The 17,158-nt window shown below is 46.2% G+C and carries 17 protein-coding genes, 1 tRNA gene and 1 pseudogene; 13 read left to right on the top strand and 6 right to left on the bottom strand.

The genetic code is table 11. From position 1 onward, the window contains the following. The first annotated feature begins 171 nt into the window (after positions 1–171). The 4 genes from HUX64_RS05645 (at position 172) to HUX64_RS05630 (ending at position 3,252) form a co-directional block, all read left to right on the top strand. Positions 172–720 (top strand): hypothetical protein, encoded by a 549-nt coding sequence (locus HUX64_RS05645; RefSeq protein ID WP_174625253.1) that lies wholly within the window; start codon positions 172–174, stop codon positions 718–720. A 219-nt stretch (positions 721–939) separates the two neighbouring features. Further along, positions 940–1,392, top strand: coding sequence for a hypothetical protein (locus HUX64_RS05640; protein ID WP_174625252.1), 453 nt, complete (start codon positions 940–942; stop codon positions 1,390–1,392). 42 nt (positions 1,393–1,434) lie between these two features. Next, positions 1,435–2,061 carry a hypothetical protein gene (locus tag HUX64_RS05635; RefSeq protein WP_174625251.1) on the top strand — a complete coding sequence of 209 codons (627 nt, stop codon included), beginning with the start codon at positions 1,435–1,437 and terminating at the stop codon, positions 2,059–2,061. Between the two features lie 951 nt (positions 2,062–3,012). Beyond that, the gene (locus HUX64_RS05630; RefSeq protein WP_174625250.1) at positions 3,013–3,252 is read left to right on the top strand and encodes a hypothetical protein; all 240 of its coding nucleotides are present in this window, start codon (positions 3,013–3,015) and stop codon (positions 3,250–3,252) included. A gap of 511 nt (positions 3,253–3,763) precedes the next feature. Here HUX64_RS05630 and HUX64_RS05625 read toward each other — a convergent pair. Beyond that, positions 3,764–4,036 carry a glycoside hydrolase family protein gene (locus HUX64_RS05625; protein WP_174625249.1) on the bottom strand — a complete coding sequence of 91 codons (273 nt, stop codon included), beginning with the start codon at positions 4,034–4,036 and terminating at the stop codon, positions 3,764–3,766. Positions 4,037–4,438: 402 nt separating this feature from the next. Between HUX64_RS05625 and HUX64_RS05620 the strand changes: the two genes are divergently transcribed. The 3 genes and pseudogenes from HUX64_RS05620 to HUX64_RS20365 form a co-directional block, all read left to right on the top strand. Further along, a complete protein-coding gene (locus HUX64_RS05620; RefSeq protein WP_217426437.1) occupies positions 4,439–5,191 on the top strand; it encodes an SAM-dependent methyltransferase in 753 nt (250 codons plus the stop codon). Further along, entirely contained in the window at positions 5,181–6,872 is a 1,692-nt protein-coding gene (locus tag HUX64_RS05615) for an Eco57I restriction-modification methylase domain-containing protein (RefSeq protein ID WP_217426436.1), read from the top strand. Before HUX64_RS05620 ends, HUX64_RS05615 begins: the two co-directional genes overlap by 11 nt. Beyond that, positions 6,865–7,113: pseudogene (locus tag HUX64_RS20365) on the top strand (GIY-YIG nuclease family protein); the annotation flags it as partial. The gene HUX64_RS05615 and the pseudogene HUX64_RS20365, both read left to right, overlap by 8 nt. On the opposite strand, the gene HUX64_RS19580 reads toward HUX64_RS20365, so the two are convergent. Further along, positions 7,015–7,314 (bottom strand): hypothetical protein, encoded by a 300-nt coding sequence (locus HUX64_RS19580; protein ID WP_246246916.1) that lies wholly within the window; start codon positions 7,312–7,314, stop codon positions 7,015–7,017. The pseudogene HUX64_RS20365 and the gene HUX64_RS19580 overlap by 99 nt on opposite strands. A gap of 116 nt (positions 7,315–7,430) precedes the next feature. On the opposite strand from HUX64_RS19580, the gene HUX64_RS19575 reads away from it, so the two are divergent. Both HUX64_RS19575 and HUX64_RS05605 read left to right on the top strand, forming a co-directional pair. Beyond that, complete coding sequence (locus tag HUX64_RS19575) at positions 7,431–9,224, top strand: hypothetical protein (RefSeq protein ID WP_246246915.1); 1,794 nt, start codon at positions 7,431–7,433, stop codon at positions 9,222–9,224. Positions 9,225–9,326: 102 nt separating this feature from the next. Continuing rightward, the gene (locus tag HUX64_RS05605; protein WP_174625248.1) at positions 9,327–9,890 is read left to right on the top strand and encodes a TraM recognition domain-containing protein; all 564 of its coding nucleotides are present in this window, start codon (positions 9,327–9,329) and stop codon (positions 9,888–9,890) included. 289 nt (positions 9,891–10,179) lie between these two features. Here the strand turns inward: HUX64_RS05605 and HUX64_RS05600 are convergent. Together HUX64_RS05600 and HUX64_RS05595 are read right to left on the bottom strand one after the other, a co-directional pair. After that, positions 10,180–10,255 (bottom strand) — tRNA-Thr (locus HUX64_RS05600). 292 nt (positions 10,256–10,547) lie between these two features. After that, entirely contained in the window at positions 10,548–11,357 is an 810-nt protein-coding gene (locus tag HUX64_RS05595; protein ID WP_174625247.1) for a spermine/spermidine synthase domain-containing protein, read from the bottom strand. Between the two features lie 219 nt (positions 11,358–11,576). Between HUX64_RS05595 and HUX64_RS05590 the strand changes: the two genes are divergently transcribed. The 3 genes from HUX64_RS05590 to HUX64_RS05580 are packed head-to-tail and all read left to right on the top strand — an operon-like array spanning position 11,577 to position 14,567. Next, positions 11,577–11,957, top strand: coding sequence for a hypothetical protein (locus HUX64_RS05590; RefSeq protein WP_174625246.1), 381 nt, complete (start codon positions 11,577–11,579; stop codon positions 11,955–11,957). 19 nt (positions 11,958–11,976) lie between these two features. Beyond that, positions 11,977–12,636 (top strand): DUF2760 domain-containing protein, encoded by a 660-nt coding sequence (locus HUX64_RS05585; protein ID WP_174625245.1) that lies wholly within the window; start codon positions 11,977–11,979, stop codon positions 12,634–12,636. 59 nt (positions 12,637–12,695) lie between these two features. Further along, positions 12,696–14,567: an Hsp70 family protein gene (locus HUX64_RS05580; RefSeq protein ID WP_174625263.1), complete on the top strand. Its 1,872-nt coding sequence runs from the start codon at positions 12,696–12,698 to the stop codon at positions 14,565–14,567. A 54-nt stretch (positions 14,568–14,621) separates the two neighbouring features. Here HUX64_RS05580 and tusC read toward each other — a convergent pair whose 3' ends face one another. Both tusC and tusD read right to left on the bottom strand, forming a co-directional pair. Then, a complete protein-coding gene (gene tusC, locus HUX64_RS05575; protein WP_174625244.1) occupies positions 14,622–14,978 on the bottom strand; it encodes a sulfurtransferase complex subunit TusC in 357 nt (118 codons plus the stop codon). 6 nt (positions 14,979–14,984) lie between these two features. Continuing rightward, the gene (gene tusD, locus HUX64_RS05570; protein ID WP_174625243.1) at positions 14,985–15,374 is read right to left on the bottom strand and encodes a sulfurtransferase complex subunit TusD; all 390 of its coding nucleotides are present in this window, start codon (positions 15,372–15,374) and stop codon (positions 14,985–14,987) included. A gap of 303 nt (positions 15,375–15,677) precedes the next feature. Here tusD and HUX64_RS05565 point away from each other — a divergent pair, with 303 nt between their 5' ends. Beyond that, positions 15,678–17,135 carry a beta-barrel assembly-enhancing protease gene (locus HUX64_RS05565; protein WP_174625242.1) on the top strand — a complete coding sequence of 486 codons (1,458 nt, stop codon included), beginning with the start codon at positions 15,678–15,680 and terminating at the stop codon, positions 17,133–17,135. The last annotated feature ends 23 nt before the right edge of the window (positions 17,136–17,158 follow it).

The following is a 17,158-nucleotide window of genomic DNA, read 5'->3' as shown; positions in this document are numbered from 1 at the left end:
TTTCGTCTTTTCATCGGTTCCCTGATGACATTATCTCGGGTTGTCAATAACGTTTACTATAACCATTTGGCTTGATCGAGTGAAACAAGATTTTTATTACGGGTTATTTGCGGTTTGTTGTACTAGACGTTTTTGTTGCAGGCAAGAACCAAAATTTTGGGAGTCTGACCTATGGCTGATAAAAGGCGAAGGATAACCGGGCGACGTTCAGGACATACATTTGCAGCCAAACCGCACAATATATTTAGAGCGGATTGTAAAAACAAGATTCCATCGGCTGCCTCTGTACTGAGCCATAAGGCCGCGCATTTACTCGACAATCTTATTGCTCAATATGATGGTAAGAATAACGGTGACTTATCAGCTGCCCCCAAAATCATGAAGCTGTATGGCTGGAGTTCGCAGGGTTCGGTATATAACGGGTTAGTTGAACTGTTAGGCTATGGCTTCATAGAACAAACAAGGCAGGGCGGCAAAAATCAGTGTTCACTTTATGCGGTAACTTGGCATGCAATTGATGAGTGCAACGGTAAGCTGGATGTGAATCCAACAAAGGTGGCCTCCAACTTATGGAAACCTGAAAATGCGGGAAAAATTGACCGGCGTTTTGTGGAGGCTTGGAATAAACAGCAGCAAAAGTCGCAGTTGAACACACCGCTAAAATTAAAAAGTGTTGACGTCATGAGGACAAATGATGTCGCCATTAGGACAAGTCATTAAATAGGGCGCATAAAATGTTAATGGTTTATTCGCTATTCGGACAAGTCACGGTATTTTCAAGCTGCTTTCATGTCGCTATTAGGACAGCTTTATAGATATACCATACATATAAAGAAGATAAATAGGAACTGACAAGGTAAGCGAAACTGTAAACATAATCTGCAAAGATAAATTGAGTCCAACTAAGACTCGAACTTCATTAACGATTAGAGGCAAATAATGGCAAAACGAAAGCAACAAAATTTACTCAAGGGCAATGCTACCCACAGGCGAACCGAAGGCGATTATATGTCCACCCTGCTCGACACGGTGACGTTGGATGATTGGCAGGATGTTGTTAGCAGCACCTTGACAGCAGCCAAACAAGGCGATGCTCAGGCGCGGGGGTGGCTGGCTCAGTATCTTGTCGGCAAGCCCGCAGGTAAAGCCCCAACGCCATTAACGGTAGTGGTTCAGCAACTTAATGGTGACAATCCATTGGTTAATCGCTTATCAAAAACAGTGATTGATCAGCACAAATACCCGTCTTTGCATGAAGATGATGCCTGGGAAGATCAAATTAAAGCCATTATCGCGGCGGAATTAGCGGAAAAAATACCTGAAATTAAAACCATCGTCAGCCCTCAACCAGCAAGGCTTTCAGCGGATTTAGACGGCAACCAAAGCAGTTGATTTGACTAATGATTTCGGAAAAAATAATAAAAGGGTGGCGATATGGGCGGTTTCGGTAGCGGTAGAAAATTTGGCGCTGACTGCACGGATGATTATCGGTCGATTGATGTCAGACGCTGGCAGCGTGATGGTTATCTGATGCCAGGGCAGCACCTTGATTGTCAATGGACGCGCAACGGTGAGAAGGTCGCTGCAATCAGCGTTAAGGTTGAAATTGGGCAGCTACGTTTGATTTATTCCTACCGAAGAAATGGCGACGACTGGGAAAGTCTGGATTATCCAGTATGCCTACAAACCACAGCTTGCAATTATGGAGGGGAACGCTACTGGTTCACCTGTCCGGCGGCTGGTTGCGGTCGGCGCGTGGCCGTGTTGTTTCTAGGCGGTAAAATCTTCGCTTGCCGACATTGTTACCGACTAGCCTATAAAAGCCAGCGGGAAGCATGCGATGATAGAGCCACCCGTAAAGCTGACAAAATCAGGGATAAACTAAATTGGGAACCGGGCATTCTAAATTTACCCGGCGACAAACCCAAAGGGATGCACTGGAAGACCTATCTTCGTCTGATGGAAGAATATAAGGATTATGCAAATCAGGCTTTGTTGGGGATGACTGCAAAAATGAGAATCGTGAATAACAGGCTGTGGGCTTTGTGTGACCGGCAGTGATGTGTTTCCAGTTGCCGCCCTAAGGCAGATGCAGGATATTTCTTGAAGCCAGGGGGCTTTAAGCCTACAATTCATTAAAAATTACGCCCTGGAAATCTGGCTTTTCCATCAGAAAAGTTGACGAAATCCGGGGTTTTTTATGGGCGAATCTCCCGCTTTTAGGGTATTGGCCGCTTGATTTAAACACTGAAATACCCTTAAAGAATTAGGAACTACCGTGGCTTATCTTGAAGACAAATTCAGCAAGTTCAGGACAAAACACTCCGGGATATTTTACTGGCGGAAGTAAAAAAGCTCAAGAAAGGGAAACAGTTCGGCTTGGTGTTTGAAGACCATGTACCGGAATTGGTTTCTGTTTATAGTGCACCTATTCGGCTTTGTTCTACAGTTGTCTTAAAGAATGGTGGCCTGTTTGAAACCTTCCGTGTCAAACGCATTAAGGAAGGTGATGCGCTTTTAAGCAGGAACGACGATGGCAGCGAATGCGTTTATACACTAGACAAGTTGGTGGTAGTGCAACGGTTCGCGCCGCGCTCTTCCATCATTTCATCAATATGTCGATAACTCAATGGATACGCTACGTTCCAGCGAATCCATATCATGGATGTGCATGGTGATATAGAGCTTAAAGGCGTTTCATCCGTTCGATTTTTTTAAGTCTACTGAATACGGCTTAAATCCATTTGTTGTCAGCCCTGATCCTCATTTTGGCGGCTTCAGGAAACGCGTCCAGGATTTCATTGCAACCATAAATGGCTGCCGGCCAATAGGTTCAAGGCAAGAAACCGTTATGCGCCACCTGATTACCGATCTTTACGCAGCCAATGGATTCTTTAGCAATAACCATAAATCATGGGTCATCAATGACGGCTTTACACGAAAGTATCCAAAAAATACCCCACTATGGATGATGCTTGCTGATACGCTTTTGCGAAACTCAAGCACACAATCATGGGTGGTGATACAAGGTCAGGTCGCGCCTTAGAAGAACTTAACAAAGTAACCACCAAAATCTATCGTATTTCCAAACAGCAAAGCATTCCTGGGGAGACGCCTGATCACGATCTCATGGAAAAAGCCATGACGCATCGAAGCGATGCCAAAAAATACTTCATGGAAACCATTGAAAACCTTGAAACCGGCAAAGAGCTGGAAGACTTCGTTAAGTATGAATCCAAAGAAGTGCCGTAGGGCGAATTAAATGAGTAAATCCGCCCAACCGTAATGGTTGTAAAGATGTTCCGTGCATCGTAATACGCATTTTCGGTGAACGCCGCAGTTGTCGGATTACGCCGCGCAGAGGACAAATAAGACGATATTCAGTGTGTTTGCGCGGCTAATCCGCCCTACATTTGATCCGTCTTACGGCCTTGTAGCGGTTGCTGCCATCGAGTATTTGGCTTTGGTACAGCCAGATCGGATCAATCAGGCCGTTGGAGGCAATGTCGTTTCTCAGCTCGGTGTATTCCGCCGGCTGCATCAGCCGAAACAGGGCCGGCAATGGTGGGCCTCTGAAGCTCAGCGCAACTCAGAAGATTAAAAAGTCCAGCCTAGATTGAGCTACTAAGAGATAGCGATTGCCAGAGAGTGAGCTTACTCTTAGGGTATGTTTATCCTAAAGCAGTCGCTGACATTTCCAGAAGTGCAAATGCTCAGAAAACATAATCCTGTTGCTCTCCCCATATTGTCGTATATAAGCTGTTTATCTTGCCGGGGAAAAGCTCCATGCCCTCCCATTCCGCACTGCTTTTCCGTTCAGTGTAATAGCCCTGAAAGTGACAAAATCTGCGGTTTTGATCAGGTTGGGAAGGATAGTGACGTCGTTATATGCCGTATAGGTCACGTAATAGGTAGCCTCATCGTTATCATCGACGAATCTTACAAAACGCGCATCTTCAATTTCGCTATGCTCACTTTCGGATGCCGGGAACAGTAGCGTTCGGAATTCTGTGGTCGGGGTTAAACTTAAATTCATAATTGGAATTAGCCAGCCATTTTATTATACCAACCTTATCGTTTTTTATTGTTGTCATCGCAATAGCGAGTGATGGATTCGCATAAATTGTCGAAAGTAAAGTTTTCAGATAATCCTTCCAATATTTCAGCGCCGGTTTTATCGGTTGCGTTAATTTTATTTAATTTCAATTGAAAAACGTGGCAGTCATAGACTGGACTCAGTTGCAGTTCAAGGTCTCTTGATTGCTCAAACGCCGCTCCTTCATGCTATCAAGGCGTATGGACACCTCCTTGAACGGGACTTTAACCTGTTAGCTAAATTACTGTTACTGCAATCGCCTGCCCTTTTTGGATTTTTCAGTGCAAATTCTAAATTAATCTATCCTTAAAACAGATTAATTAACAGAATCAAAGTGCGCCGATGTTGAAATCAGTTTTAAAAAAAGAAAATTACTATCCCCAGCCGTCATTAGACGAAACAATTTCGCCGGCCAAACAACCAGTAAACCAAGCAAAATTAAAGCCTAAGCAAAAAACAACATCGCCGTTACTCAATTTCCCAAGCGCACCAACGCTTCAAGTGGTATCCAGGCAACGAGTCGCTGATTATGGCGAGGTTTACACCAACCCGCGTGAAGTCAACGCAATGCTGGATTTGGTCAAACCTGAAACCGAGCGCCTGGATTCCACTTTTTTAGAGCCCGCTTGCGGCACGGGTAATTTTTTAGTGGAAATTCTTAGCCGCAAATTGGCCGTTGCCGCCAGGCAATATCAAAAATCGCAATTGGAATACGAGCGCGCTGCGGTTTTAGCGATAAGCAGCCTGTACGGCATAGACATACTGGCCGACAATGCGGCGGTTTGCCATGCCCGCTTATTTGAGGTGTTCAACAGCCAATACAACGCCCACTACAAAACTAAATGCAAACAAGCCTGCGGCAATACGGTGCGCCATATATTCAGGCGTAATATCTTGCAGGGCGATACGTTGAGCTTTAAAACCAGCGCTGGTAATCCCATTATCTTCTCGGAATGGAAATTTCCCTTTAACGACAGCCGCATCCAAAGGCGCGATTATCTGTTTGAACAAATGTGCCGCTCAGCAGACGGCTTGGCCCCGCCCGTTAAATCTTACTCGCCCAGCCATTTTCTGGAGTTGGGCGATGCGGAATAATCTACCGCCGTCTCGGGTTCGGCAACCGAGTGAAAAGCCGGGGCAGATGTTGTACGACTCGGCTACATCGATTCCTGATCGCCTGTCTATAGGACAGCCTCATATTGAATCTGTGGAAGAACGTCTTGTTGCATCCGTTCATTCTGAGCCTGTCGAAGAACAAACACCCAAAATAATCAACTACAACCCCGATGTGCTGACCTGTCTGGCTAACCTAAGTAACGATGAAGTTTTTACCCCGCCAGAGTTGGTGAATCAAATGCTGGATTTACTACCCAGGGAGCTATGGCAAAACCCGGATGCCAAATTTTTAGACCCCGTCACCAAATCCGGCGTATTTCTGCGTGAAATCGCCAAACGCCTGAATGCCGGTTTGGCAGAACATATCCCGGACCTGCAAACCAGGCTGAATCATATCTTCACTCAGCAACTATATGGCATTGCTATTACTGAACTCACATCGCTGTTGGCGCGGCGCAGCGTGTATTGCACTAAAAAAGCCAACAGCGCCTATTCCATTTGCACAACGTTTAATACGGAACAAGGCAATATCCTGTTCAGCCCTCTTGAACACACCTGGCGTAACGGCAAATGCACCTACTGCGGCGCCAGCCAGGAAGTGTATGCGCGTGATGCGGGCCTGGAAAGCCATGCCTACCAGTTTATTCATACCGAACAGCCAGCTTACCTATTTGGAAAAGACATGAAATTTGATGTGATTATTGGGAATCCGCCGTATCAGCTAGGCGATGGTGGAGCTGGGACTAGCGCTACGCCTATTTATCAATTATTTGTTAAGCAAGGTATTAAGTTAAATCCAAGATTTTTAATAATGATTACTCCTGCACGATGGTTTTCGGGCGGCAAAGGGTTGGATGATTTTAGAAAAGACATGCTAAATGATAGTCGCATACGAGAAATTCATGATTTTCCAGATTCTTCAGCCATTTTTCCTGGTGTGCAAATCAAGGGTGGAATTTGTTATTTTCTATGGGAAAGAGACCAGAATGGGTTTTGCCGTGTTTCTTCCTATGGCACTGAAAAGCTAGCTTCAGTGATGGAGAGGCCGCTACTAGAAAAAGGTGCTGATAGTTTTATACGATATAACGAGGCAATTTCCATAGTGAAGAAGCTAAAAGCGGTCAGTTGCGAATCAATAATGCCTCAAATTAGTTCAAGAAAACCTTTTGGTTTACCAACAACTTATAAAGGGAAAAGCCAACCTTTTGATGGCTCTATAAGACTTTATCAAAATGGTGGGCTTGGATATGTTGCAAAAGATGTCATAGCCACCAATATAGAAATCATAAATAAATTCAAAGTACTGATTCCAAGGGCGGGCAGCGGTAGTGATTCATTTCCACATCCAATATTGGGGAAGCCCTTTGTGGTCGAGCCAAATAGCGCATGTACTGAAACATATATTGTTGCTGGTAGCTATGATAATGAGATTCAAGCAAATAACCTTGCTTCGTATATAAAAACAAAATTCTTTCGGTTCATGGTGTTGCTAACAAAATCAACTCAAGATGCATCGTCAAAAGTTTACAAATTTGTACCAATCCAGAATTTTAGCGAAAGCTGGACAGACGAAAAACTCTATGCAAAATACGGCTTAACTACCGAAGAAATCGCCTTCATTGAATCCATGATCCGCCCAATGGTATTGGCTGATGAGTAATGTGTTATTTCCGCCGCTTAACCCACCCAAAATCTACGCCTACGCTGATAGCCGCTTTGCGGGCTGCCTGAAAGTGGGCTACACCACCAAGAGCGTACAGGAGCGGATTGCCGCGCAATATCCTGTATTGTTGCCTAATCAATCATACCAAATAGAATTGGATGATTGTGCCATACGGAATGATGGCAGTTTTTTTACCGACCACGATGTGCATCGTGTACTCACGCGCAAACAGATTCAGCGCAAAAATGGCGAATGGTTTGAATGTAGTCTGGATGCCGTTAAAGCCGCGATTGTTGAGGTAAAAACCGGCAAGCGCCATGAAGATAGCCGGACGTGGAAGTTTGGCATGCGCCCAGAGCAAGCCGCTGCTGTGGATAAGGCGATGGCTTATTTCAACAGCTTTAAACAGGATAAAGCAAACAAGGACAAAACGCCGCATTTTTTATGGAATGCCAAAATGCGATTCGGCAAAACCTTTGCCACCTATCAATTAGCGAAACTTATGGGCTGGAGAAAAATCCTCATCTTATATGCTTCGGTTCGTTTCAGGATTATTTGGGTAAAAACAAAGCTGGCGGCATTAAAGCTAAAAATGAATGGGTACATACCACCAATTGGGATTGTGTGGCCTTTGATGAATATCACTACGGCGCATGGCGGGAAACGGCCAAAGAATTGTTCGATGCGGAAAATGCCAATGAAATCGGCGAGGGGCTGGATTATTTCGACGAAGCCAATATGCCGATCACCACCAATGCCTATTTGTATTTATCCGGTACGCCATTTCGGGCGATTTCATCCGGTGAGTTTATAGAAGAGCAGATTTATAACTGGACCTATTCAGACGAACAACGCGCCAAGGAAAATTGGCAGGGCGATAAAAACCCTTATGCCGGTTTGCCGCGCATGGTGATGCTGACCTATCAACTGCCCGATACGATTCGAGATGTCGCCATGAAGGGTGAGTTTAATGAGTTCGACTTAAACGAGTTTTTTAAAGCGGAAGGTCAAGGCGTTCTCGCCAGATTCAAATACGAAAGCGAAGTGCAAAAATGGCTGGATTTAATCCGTGGTGCGTTTGCCGAAACTACGATTGATATTTTGAAGTTGGGCGCAGAAAAACCGCCCATGCCGTTTTCTGATGTGCGCTTGCTGAATGTGCTGTCGCATACATTCTGGTTTTTACCCACGGTGGCGGCGTGCCACGCCATGAATAATTTAATCGGGCAAAAGCATAACAAGTTTTATCAGGATTATGAAGTGATTGTGGCGGCGGGTACGGCTGCCGGGATAGGCGTGGCGGCGTTACCGCCGGTTAAAAAAGCCATGGGCAATCCGCTTAAAACCAAAACCATTACCTTATCTTGCGGCAAGCTCACCACCGGCGTATCGGTTGCGCCGTGGACGGGCATGCTGATGTTGCGTAACGTCACCAGCCCTGAAACTTATTTTCAGGCGGCTTTTCGGGTGCAAACACCGTGGATATTGCGTGGTCATGATGCCAATGATCCCAATAATGAGCTCATCGTTAAAAACGAATGTTATGTATTTGACTTTGCCCCGGATAGAGCTTTACGCCAGATTGCCGATTACAGTTGCCGTCTGAATGTGGATGAAAGCAACCCCGAAGCCAAAGTAGCCGAGTTTATCCACTTTTTACCGGTGCTGGCCTATGACGGCAGCTCCATGAAACAAATCAACGCCGCGGGCATTTTGGATATGGCCATGAGCGGCACCACGGCCACCTTATTGGCGCGGCGTTGGGAAAGCGCGTTGCTGGTCAATGTAGATAATGGTACGCTGGAAAAACTGATGCGAAACGAAGCAGCCATGAAAGCCTTAATGCATATTGAAGGTTTTCGTACCCTGAACCAGGATATTGAAACCATCATCAATAAATCCGAATCGGTAAAAAAGGCTAAGGCGGAAGCCAGCGAGCGCGATTTAACCAAGGAAGAAAAGAAACAAATGACGGATCAAGAAAAAGAATATAAATCCAAACGCAAGGAAATCCAGGAAAAACTCATTAAATTTGCCACCCGTATTCCGGTGTTTATGTACCTGACCGATTATCGTGAACGTAGTTTAAAAGATGTGATTACCCAGCTTGAACCTGACCTGTTCAGAAAAGTGACAGGGTTGACGCAAAAAGATTTTGAATTGTTGGTGAGTTTGGGTGTGTTTAATAGCGGGCTGATGAATGATGCGGTGTATAAATTCAAACGTTATGAAGATGCGAGTCTGGAATACACGGGGATTTCCAAACATGAACAGGCTGATGTCGGTTTATACGACACGGTTTTAAATGCAACGGATTATCAGGACAGTTTTGAGCCTTTGACGTTTTGAGGGTGTCCTGAATTTTGTGTAAACGGAATTCAGATTAACGTTCAGGCATCCTGCTGGAAACAAGATATTAAATGGATTAAGGGCCGCTTTCCGGTTTTGAACATGCTGACATCCGGCGATTCGGGCGATCTTCTGTCGCCTGACGAGGAAGATTCAAACGATCACCGGCCAATCTTTGATACATCGAACATTATTTCCGGAAAGCATGTGCTGTATGTAGGGCTTGATTCCTTGTCGGATTCCATTGTTTCGTCGGCTATTGGATCCATTGTATTGGCTGATTTCGCATCGGTCGCGGGCATGATTTACAACAGCGGCAAGAAATTTGGGCGCATCTCAATGTTCGTTGACGAGGCTGCGGAAGTGGTGAATTTGCCGTTTATCCAGATTCTCAACAAAGGTCGTGGCGCCGGATTCCAGGTCGTCATGGCGACGCAAACCTTGCCGGATATTGTGGCAAGACTGGGCGACGAGGCACGCGCACGGCAGGTTATCGGTAACTGCAATAATTTGATCACCTTGCGCATCAAGGACGGGGAAACACAAAAGTTTGTTGTTGAGACCTTGGGGCAAACGTACATTAAAACCGTTCAACAGAGCATTTCCAGCGGCGTGTGTGGGCCGAAAACTTTGCTCACTATTCCGGCAATAGCGGACAGTCATTAATGTTTAGCGAACACGATCTGTTTTCTCAGCACTTACTGGGACACCTCCCTAATTATCATTACATCGCATCAATATCTTCTGCTCGATAGTTAAGGCGACAGAACCGATTGAGTGGCGATCTTCTAACCGGAAGAATGAAGAGTAATACCTTAAAAATTAAGGCAGGGTAATACTGGCTTTTGTGTGCTGTGAATAGCTACTTTTGATGATATATTTTTTCAGATGTAACCCCGGCGTAACCCCGGAAATAAAAAAGCTCTTAGATTAAAATCTAAGAGCTTGATTTTATTGGAGCTGGCGATGGGAATCGAACCCGCGACCGGCTGATTACAAATCAGCTGCTCTACCGACTGAGCTACACCAGCAAAGAGCGCGTATTATACACAACAATTTTTCTTTGGCTAATTTTTTAGGTGTTATTTTTAGCTTTTCCTGCGCTATTTTCTCGGCCTGTAGGCTAATTGCTGGAACAATTATGCAAGCAAAACGGCGTAGTGGATATGAATGGATGAGTTGCAATAAGCTGTAAGTTTAGCGATGTGTAAAGAAAATGCTTATTAATTGCTGTGATGAGTTTTTTCCCATGCTTAAAGGGGATAGCTACAATGGCTAAGGCGTTTAATGAAATAGCTAAAAAATTCAGCTGGCGTAAAAAAATTAAAATTTTATTACTTCATGCAAAGTACTGGCATTATGTTTTTTGATATCCTTTAAAAAAGTCGGAAATTCAATCTGATATTTTTGCTCAAGGGCAAGGGCTCTTGTTCTTAAGTACTTCATTGAAAATAAAGGGAAATTTTCATTGAAAGCCAGGCAGATGATATTGCCCCGGCCCTGCACAGGCAGGAACAAGATTTTCCAGTTAAAAATGCGCCCTATCCATAAAGCGCAAGTTTGAAACAAGGGATTGCCGGCGCCTCCCCATAAATTGATTACCAGCAGGCCGTCTTTTTTTAACAAGAGTTTGCAGGCATCAAAAAAAGCTTCGCTACAAAGTGATTGAGCCATGCCGTCATGATCAAACGCATCGATCAACAGCAGGCTATATCGTTCCTGGTGGGTTTCGGTTCGTGGCCGTACATATTGGCCGCCATCGCCGATGATGATTTTCAGGCGCGGATCATACGGTAAGTTAAAGTAACTGCGCGCTATTTTAACCACGCTTTTCCGGGATTCTATTGCTTTTAAACGGCAGTCCGGGAAATGCTGCAGTAAATGTCTGGTTAAGGAGCCTCCGCCCAGACCGATAATCAACACCTCATCCGCTAACGAATCTTTAAATAATAACCAGCTGGTCATTGCCCGCACATACCCCAATACCAGTTTATCGGGATTGGTCAACAGCATGCTGCTTTGCCTGGAATCAGAGCCAAAGTGTAATGATCTGACGCCCTCAATCTCGACAATTTCTATGATTCCGTCCTCATCGTGGCTTTGGTGGACCACCCGGCCATTGTATTTGTGCATAAAAGGGTAAAAATTAAAACGTAACCTGAATTATACATGATGCCTGAGTTTAACTTGCCAGGCGTTTGCTGTCATTTTGGCTTTTTACATAACCGTTATTTAAGCAGGATTGAAAAATAGCTATAGTCCCGATTTTAGATTTATAAGCTTTAATATTCATTTGTAGCCAGTTCGAGTAAAATCCGCAATTAAATTCCGTTAACATAATTGAGGAGCACCATGAAACAGATTCTCTTCCTGGCAATTTTGCTGTCTGCTGCAGCGGCCTTCGCCAATGATCCGAAAAATGAATGGCATAACACCGTATTGACCGATGCCACGATTAAAAAAATTCAGGATGCCAAATATCAATATAAAAAGTGTGTGGGCGAAGAAATGCAAAAATCCATTTATCAGCAACAGGAAAGCCGGATGGCAACCGAAGCGATTATCAAGCAATGCGAGCCGGTTTTAGCGCAAATCCGGGCAGTCTATTTAGCTGAAAAGGTGCCGGATAGCGTTGCTGACCGTCATTTAAGACAAATGCGCGTCCAAGCTACGCGCAATGCCTTGCAGGGCTTGATGTTCGCGGAAGCCGCCCGTAAATCAGGACAACAATAGTCATTTCCCAAGGCCTATAATGAATACTCTTTACGCAGTTGATTTATCGCTAAGACCCACCACATTTGATTTCTGGCACGTCTGTTTGGCGGGCGCTGTGGTTTTGCTCTTATCGCTGTTAGTGGTGTTATTGCTGAGCATGGTAATCAGCTTGTCCCGCTCGAGAAAGAAAGCGGCTGAACAGGCTATTCAAAAAGCTGCGCGGCCTTTGGAGCCGGAAGTCAAAATAGTGGAAAAAATTGTTGAGGTTGAAAAAATTGTGCCTGCGCCCGCACCTGAACCTGTGGTATTAAAGGAAGCAACGCCCGATGCCGCGTTGCAATTGCTCGGCCTGTTGCAAAAAGAAGCCCGCTTTATCGATTTTATCAAGGAAGAGGTTTCAGCATACAGCGATGCCGATATTGGCATTGCCGCCCGTGTTGTTCATGAAGGCTGTAGTAAAGCCATCAATGAACATTTTAGCCTGGCGCCTGTTCGCTCGGAGCAGGAAGGCAGCAGAATAACCCTGCCGCAAGGCTTTGACGCTGCAACAGTCCGCCTGACAGGGAATATTGTCGGCGCAGCGCCTTTTACCGGAACACTTATTCACAAAGGCTGGCAGGTTACCGGTATCAGACTGCCGAAGCTGACAGCGGGCCATAATGCCAATATTGTCGCCCCGGCAGAGGTGGAGTTATGACGGATGAATTCAACCCTGAAAATCCGGCAGCATCAGACGAACTTGCACATCCGCAGGCCATGACTTCTGAAATTCAAGCTAACAGCAATGGGCCCCGGTTTTCTGTAGGTATTGACCTGGGCACCACGCATTGCGTGTTGTCCTATGCCGAGCTCGGTAACCTGGTCGATGATGAGCTCGCGCTGCAAGTGATGTCCATACCCCAGTTGACTTCACCGGGCATGGTTGAAGAACAATACCAGCTGCCGTCTTTTCTTTATCAGGCGCACGAAGCTGAACTTCCAGAAGGCTCGACGGCTTTACCGTGGGCAGCCAAACCGGATTATCTGGTCGGCGAAATAGCCCGCAATCTGGGCAGCAAAACCCCGATTCGTCTGGTCGCCAGCGCTAAAAGCTGGTTATGTCATGCGGGCGTGGACTGTAAAGCGCCTATTTTGCCGGCTGATGCGCCTGAAGAAGTTGAGCGCGTCTCGCCTTTCCAGGCAACCACAGCCTATTTGCAGCATATGCGCGATGCCTGGCAAAGCCTGCATCCTGCTGCGCCCTTAGAGCAGCAGGATGTCGTCATTACCGTGCCTGCATCATTTGATCCGGCCGCCCGCGAATTAACCGTTGAAGCAGCGCGCGTTGTGGGGCTTGGGCAAGCCATCCTTCTGGAAGAACCGCAGGCCGCGCTATACAGCTGGATCGAAAAAAGCGAGGGCGATTGGCGCAAACATGCAAAAGTGGGCGATATTATCCTGGTAATCGATATAGGCGGCGGCACTACCGATTTATCACTCATTGCCGTCACCGAAAAAGACGGTAATCTCGAATTGACTCGCGTCGCCGTCGGCGATCATATCTTGCTGGGCGGCGACAATATGGATTTGGCTTTGGCCTATACGGTTAGAGCCAAGCTTGAAAAAGAAGGCAAACGATTGGAACCCTGGCAAATCCAGGCATTAACGCATAGCTGCCGCGATGCCAAAGAAAAAATCTTCAGCAACGACGATATTGACACTATTCCCTTGATGGTCGCCAGCCGGGGCTCCTCCCTGATCGGCGGCACTTTGCGTACCGAATTAACGCGTGACGAAGTCAACCGGATACTGGTTGAAGGTTTTCTGCCTAAAGTTGCCGTCAGTGAAAGACCGGTAAGCCGCACCCGTACCGGCTTAAGAATCGCCGGTTTGCCGTATGCCCAGGATGCCGGAATTACGCGTCATTTGGCGGCTTTTCTGGCCAAACAGCAAAATGCCGCTGATGATCTCAAAGATATCAATCTGCCCGGGCATGCGAGCTTCCTGCATCCCACCGCCGTGTTGTTTAATGGCGGCGTATTAAAAGCCAACACCTTGGCTGAACGGTTGATGGAGGTTTTGAACTCATGGCTCACAGCAGAACAAGCGCCCGAAGCAAGATTGCTGGCAGGCGCCGATCTTGATTTGGCCGTGGCCAGAGGCGCTGCTTATTATGGCTTTGTACGCAAAGGCAAAGGCGTTCGTATAAGAGGCGGCACGGCGGCTTCCTACTATGTGGGCATTGAAAGCGCCATGCCCGCGGTGCCTGGTCTGGCGCCTGAAATCCAGGCCTTATGCATCGCTCCGTTTGGTATGGAGGAAGGCACTCGGGAGGAATTGCCCGATGATGAATTCGGTCTTGTTATCGGCGAGCCGGTACGTTTTCGCTTTTTTGCTTCCAATAGCCGGCGCGAGGATAAAGTGGGTATGCGTCTGGATTACTGGAGCGATGAAGAACTTACAGAACTGGATGAAATTGAAATTACCTTGCCGGAAGCAGGCCGAAAAGCTGGCGAAGTCGTACCCGTGCATCTGTGCGCCGCCGTAACCGAGGTGGGCACGCTGGAATTGCAAGCTGTTTCGCAAAAAGATGAAGGCCGCTGGAAAATTGAGTTCGATGTCAGAGCCGGTGAAGAGCCTGTTGAATAAGCGAAAGTAAGGAAGGCTCATTAGCTTGATATCGAAACCCGGAACTTGTGCTTTTTAAGCAGAAAAGACAATATCGTATTGTTTCATTAACCGGGCAACCTCTTTTCTCGAGAGCTCATGCACCGGCAGACACAAGTTGCCTGGGCTTAATCCCCGTTCCTGAAGAGATTCTGTTTCGATATAAATATCGTTAACTTCAACTATTTCCAGGGTTTTGAAAATAGCTGCGGTATCCTTCATGCCGCTGCTTGTCGGCTGCTGTCCTTTTTTTAGCTGAAACACGGCGTCATCCAGCAATAAAAGACTGACCGGCTGATCAAAGGCAGCAGTCGTCAAAATAATATCGAGCATTTCCTGAACCCGGGCGCCGCTATAAGGAGGTTTATGCACTACAAATAAATAGGTTTTCATGTCAGCTCAACCAAATACAATAAAACGGTCTGCTTCCAGAGTGGCTTCAACCAGCTGGCCCAAACCGGAAATACGGAAGCCCTCAGCCAGATCCTGGTCTTTTTTACCCTGCCTTTGAGCCTCATCAGAACATAATAATCCGCGTCTTTGGGCTGCAGAAATACATACCACCAAATCAATGCCATGGCCTCTCGCCAATTCACTCCACTGAGCTGTAAACTGAAGTTCATCATCCGGGGGCGTGGCATGCTTGAAAGCATGGTAAATTCCCTCATGATAAAAAAATACCCGGAATATTTCATGCCCCTGCCTCAAAGCCGCAGTAATAAACTGGTATGCAGTATGACCCGCATTTGCTCCATAAGGGCTGGTATTTATTTGAATGGCAAATTTCATTGGCTTGGATTGTTGCATTTTCCTGGTTGTGTTTATTGGCGATGATTTATAATTGATATTGGATATTTTATTACGACCTATTGGCGAGATGAATTTGTTGGAGTTTTAAATACAGATTTCTCACCCGGAAACATGCGCCTCTCCTATGATTTTATTTTTATAACAGCGTTAACTTCGCTGCCTTTATAGCCTTGAGGTCTAACGCTTGGCTCCCTTTACTATAAGCCTTCTGCCAAGCTTGTGCATGAATATGTTCAACGGCCCGGAGCAGGAACCCAGCCGGCCTTTTCAAGTCTTATCGCCATGAAAATTAAACGCTTAATTGTACCGTTGGCTTTGAGCCTTGCCCTTTTCCCCGCCTCCCGGCAGGCCGTTGAAAATACCAGAATCGAATTGCCCGACATGGGAGACTCCTCCGGCTCCCTGATTACACCGGCCGAAGAAAAAGAGTTTGGCGAGGCCTTTTTCCGGAGCCTGCACTCACAGGTTTCAATTAACCAGGATGCTGAAATTCAGCAGTATATTCAATCCATTGGGCAAAAGCTCGTCGCCAGCAGCGATGCCCCCGCCAACCCGTTCCATTTTTTTGTGGTTATGGAAAATGATATTAACGCTTTTGCCGGTCCTGGCGGCTATATTGGCGTTAATTCCGGATTGATTTTAATAACCGAAGCCGAAAGCGAATTGGCATCCGTTATGGCGCACGAAATTGCTCACGTTACCCAACGTCATTTATACCGCGCCTATGAAGCCAGCAGCCGCTTATCGATTCCTACGATGGCCGCAACCCTGGCGGCTATTTTATTGGGCACTCAATCTCCAGCCATGGGACAGGCTGCCTTGATAGCCATTCAGGCGGGCAGCGTTCAGTTTCAAATTAATTTCACCCGTGAAAATGAAGCGGAGGCTGACCGGGTCGGCATGCAAACCTTGGCAAGCTCCCATTATGATCCGCGCAGCATGCCCACTTTCTTCGAGCGCTTGCAGCAATCCAGCCGCTATTACGGCCAGAATATTCCCGAGTTTTTAAGAACTCACCCGGTTACTACCTCACGTATTTCAGACTCGCGCGGACGCGCCGAAAACTATCCTTATAAGCAATATCCTGACTCGCTCGCCTATCAATTGGCTAAAGCAAAAATTCGGGTTTTGACGGCCACCGATATTGCTGATGCTGTTAAATATTTTCAAGCGCGATTAACGCAGGGCACAACTGAACAACGCGCTGTGGCCCGCTACGGCCTTGGCTTGTGTGCGCTTAAATCGGAAAAATTCAAGGATGCCGAGACTATTTTTCAAAAGCTGGCAACTGCCTACCCCGACCAGGAACACTATGCGGCAGCGCTCGCCCATACCGCACTTGAATCCCGAAATTACACTACAGCTCTGGCCCGTTATAAAAATCTGGTTCAACAATTTCCGGATAACGAAGCCATTAAACTGGACTATATAACAGCACTGTTAAAAACCGCTAATCCTGAACAGGCCCGAAAAAACCTGCTCACCTTAACTTCCAAAACTAAACAGTTACCCGTCTATTCTCAACTGTTAGCCCAGATTTATAGCGATTTACATCAACCGGCTGAATCCCACCGCTATCTGGCTGAATATTACTATGCGACAGGACAAACTAAAGACGCCATATTACAAATAAGACTGGCTCAAAAATCAAAAGGTCTTAATTTTCATCTATCCTCTATTCTGGGTGAACGGCTCAGTTTTTTTATTGACGAGGAAGAACAAGCCCGACGAAATCAATAAAAAACCCGACTATGACGGCAAAG

Origin of the sequence: Candidatus Methylobacter favarea (assembly GCF_902806695.1) — a bacterium.
GTDB lineage: Bacteria > Pseudomonadota > Gammaproteobacteria > Methylococcales > Methylomonadaceae > Methylobacter_B > Methylobacter_B favarea.
This window is presented reverse-complemented; position numbering and strand designations above follow the sequence as displayed.

Bases quoted from the DNA above. Each gene is read 5' to 3' on its own strand.
- HUX64_RS05605 (WP_174625248.1), top strand. From the start codon at position 9,327: ATGCTGACATCCGGCGATTCGGGCGATCTTCTGTCGCCTGACGAGGAA.
- HUX64_RS05625 (WP_174625249.1), bottom strand. From the start codon at position 4,036: ATGAATTTAAGTTTAACCCCGACCACAGAATTCCGAACGCTACTGTTC.
- HUX64_RS05645 (WP_174625253.1), top strand. From the start codon at position 172: ATGGCTGATAAAAGGCGAAGGATAACCGGGCGACGTTCAGGACATACA.
- HUX64_RS05640 (WP_174625252.1), top strand. From the start codon at position 940: ATGGCAAAACGAAAGCAACAAAATTTACTCAAGGGCAATGCTACCCAC.
- HUX64_RS05590 (WP_174625246.1), top strand. From the start codon at position 11,577: ATGAAACAGATTCTCTTCCTGGCAATTTTGCTGTCTGCTGCAGCGGCC.
- HUX64_RS05630 (WP_174625250.1), top strand. From the start codon at position 3,013: ATGGGTGGTGATACAAGGTCAGGTCGCGCCTTAGAAGAACTTAACAAA.
- HUX64_RS05620 (WP_217426437.1), top strand. From the start codon at position 4,439: ATGTTGAAATCAGTTTTAAAAAAAGAAAATTACTATCCCCAGCCGTCA.
- tusC (WP_174625244.1), bottom strand. From the start codon at position 14,978: ATGAAAACCTATTTATTTGTAGTGCATAAACCTCCTTATAGCGGCGCC.
- HUX64_RS05615 (WP_217426436.1), top strand. From the start codon at position 5,181: ATGCGGAATAATCTACCGCCGTCTCGGGTTCGGCAACCGAGTGAAAAG.
- tusD (WP_174625243.1), bottom strand. From the start codon at position 15,374: ATGAAATTTGCCATTCAAATAAATACCAGCCCTTATGGAGCAAATGCG.
- HUX64_RS05565 (WP_174625242.1), top strand. From the start codon at position 15,678: ATGAAAATTAAACGCTTAATTGTACCGTTGGCTTTGAGCCTTGCCCTT.
- HUX64_RS05635 (WP_174625251.1), top strand. From the start codon at position 1,435: ATGGGCGGTTTCGGTAGCGGTAGAAAATTTGGCGCTGACTGCACGGAT.
- HUX64_RS05580 (WP_174625263.1), top strand. From the start codon at position 12,696: ATGACTTCTGAAATTCAAGCTAACAGCAATGGGCCCCGGTTTTCTGTA.
- HUX64_RS05595 (WP_174625247.1), bottom strand. From the start codon at position 11,357: ATGCACAAATACAATGGCCGGGTGGTCCACCAAAGCCACGATGAGGAC.
- HUX64_RS19580 (WP_246246916.1), bottom strand. From the start codon at position 7,314: ATGCGGCGTTTTGTCCTTGTTTGCTTTATCCTGTTTAAAGCTGTTGAA.
- HUX64_RS05585 (WP_174625245.1), top strand. From the start codon at position 11,977: ATGAATACTCTTTACGCAGTTGATTTATCGCTAAGACCCACCACATTT.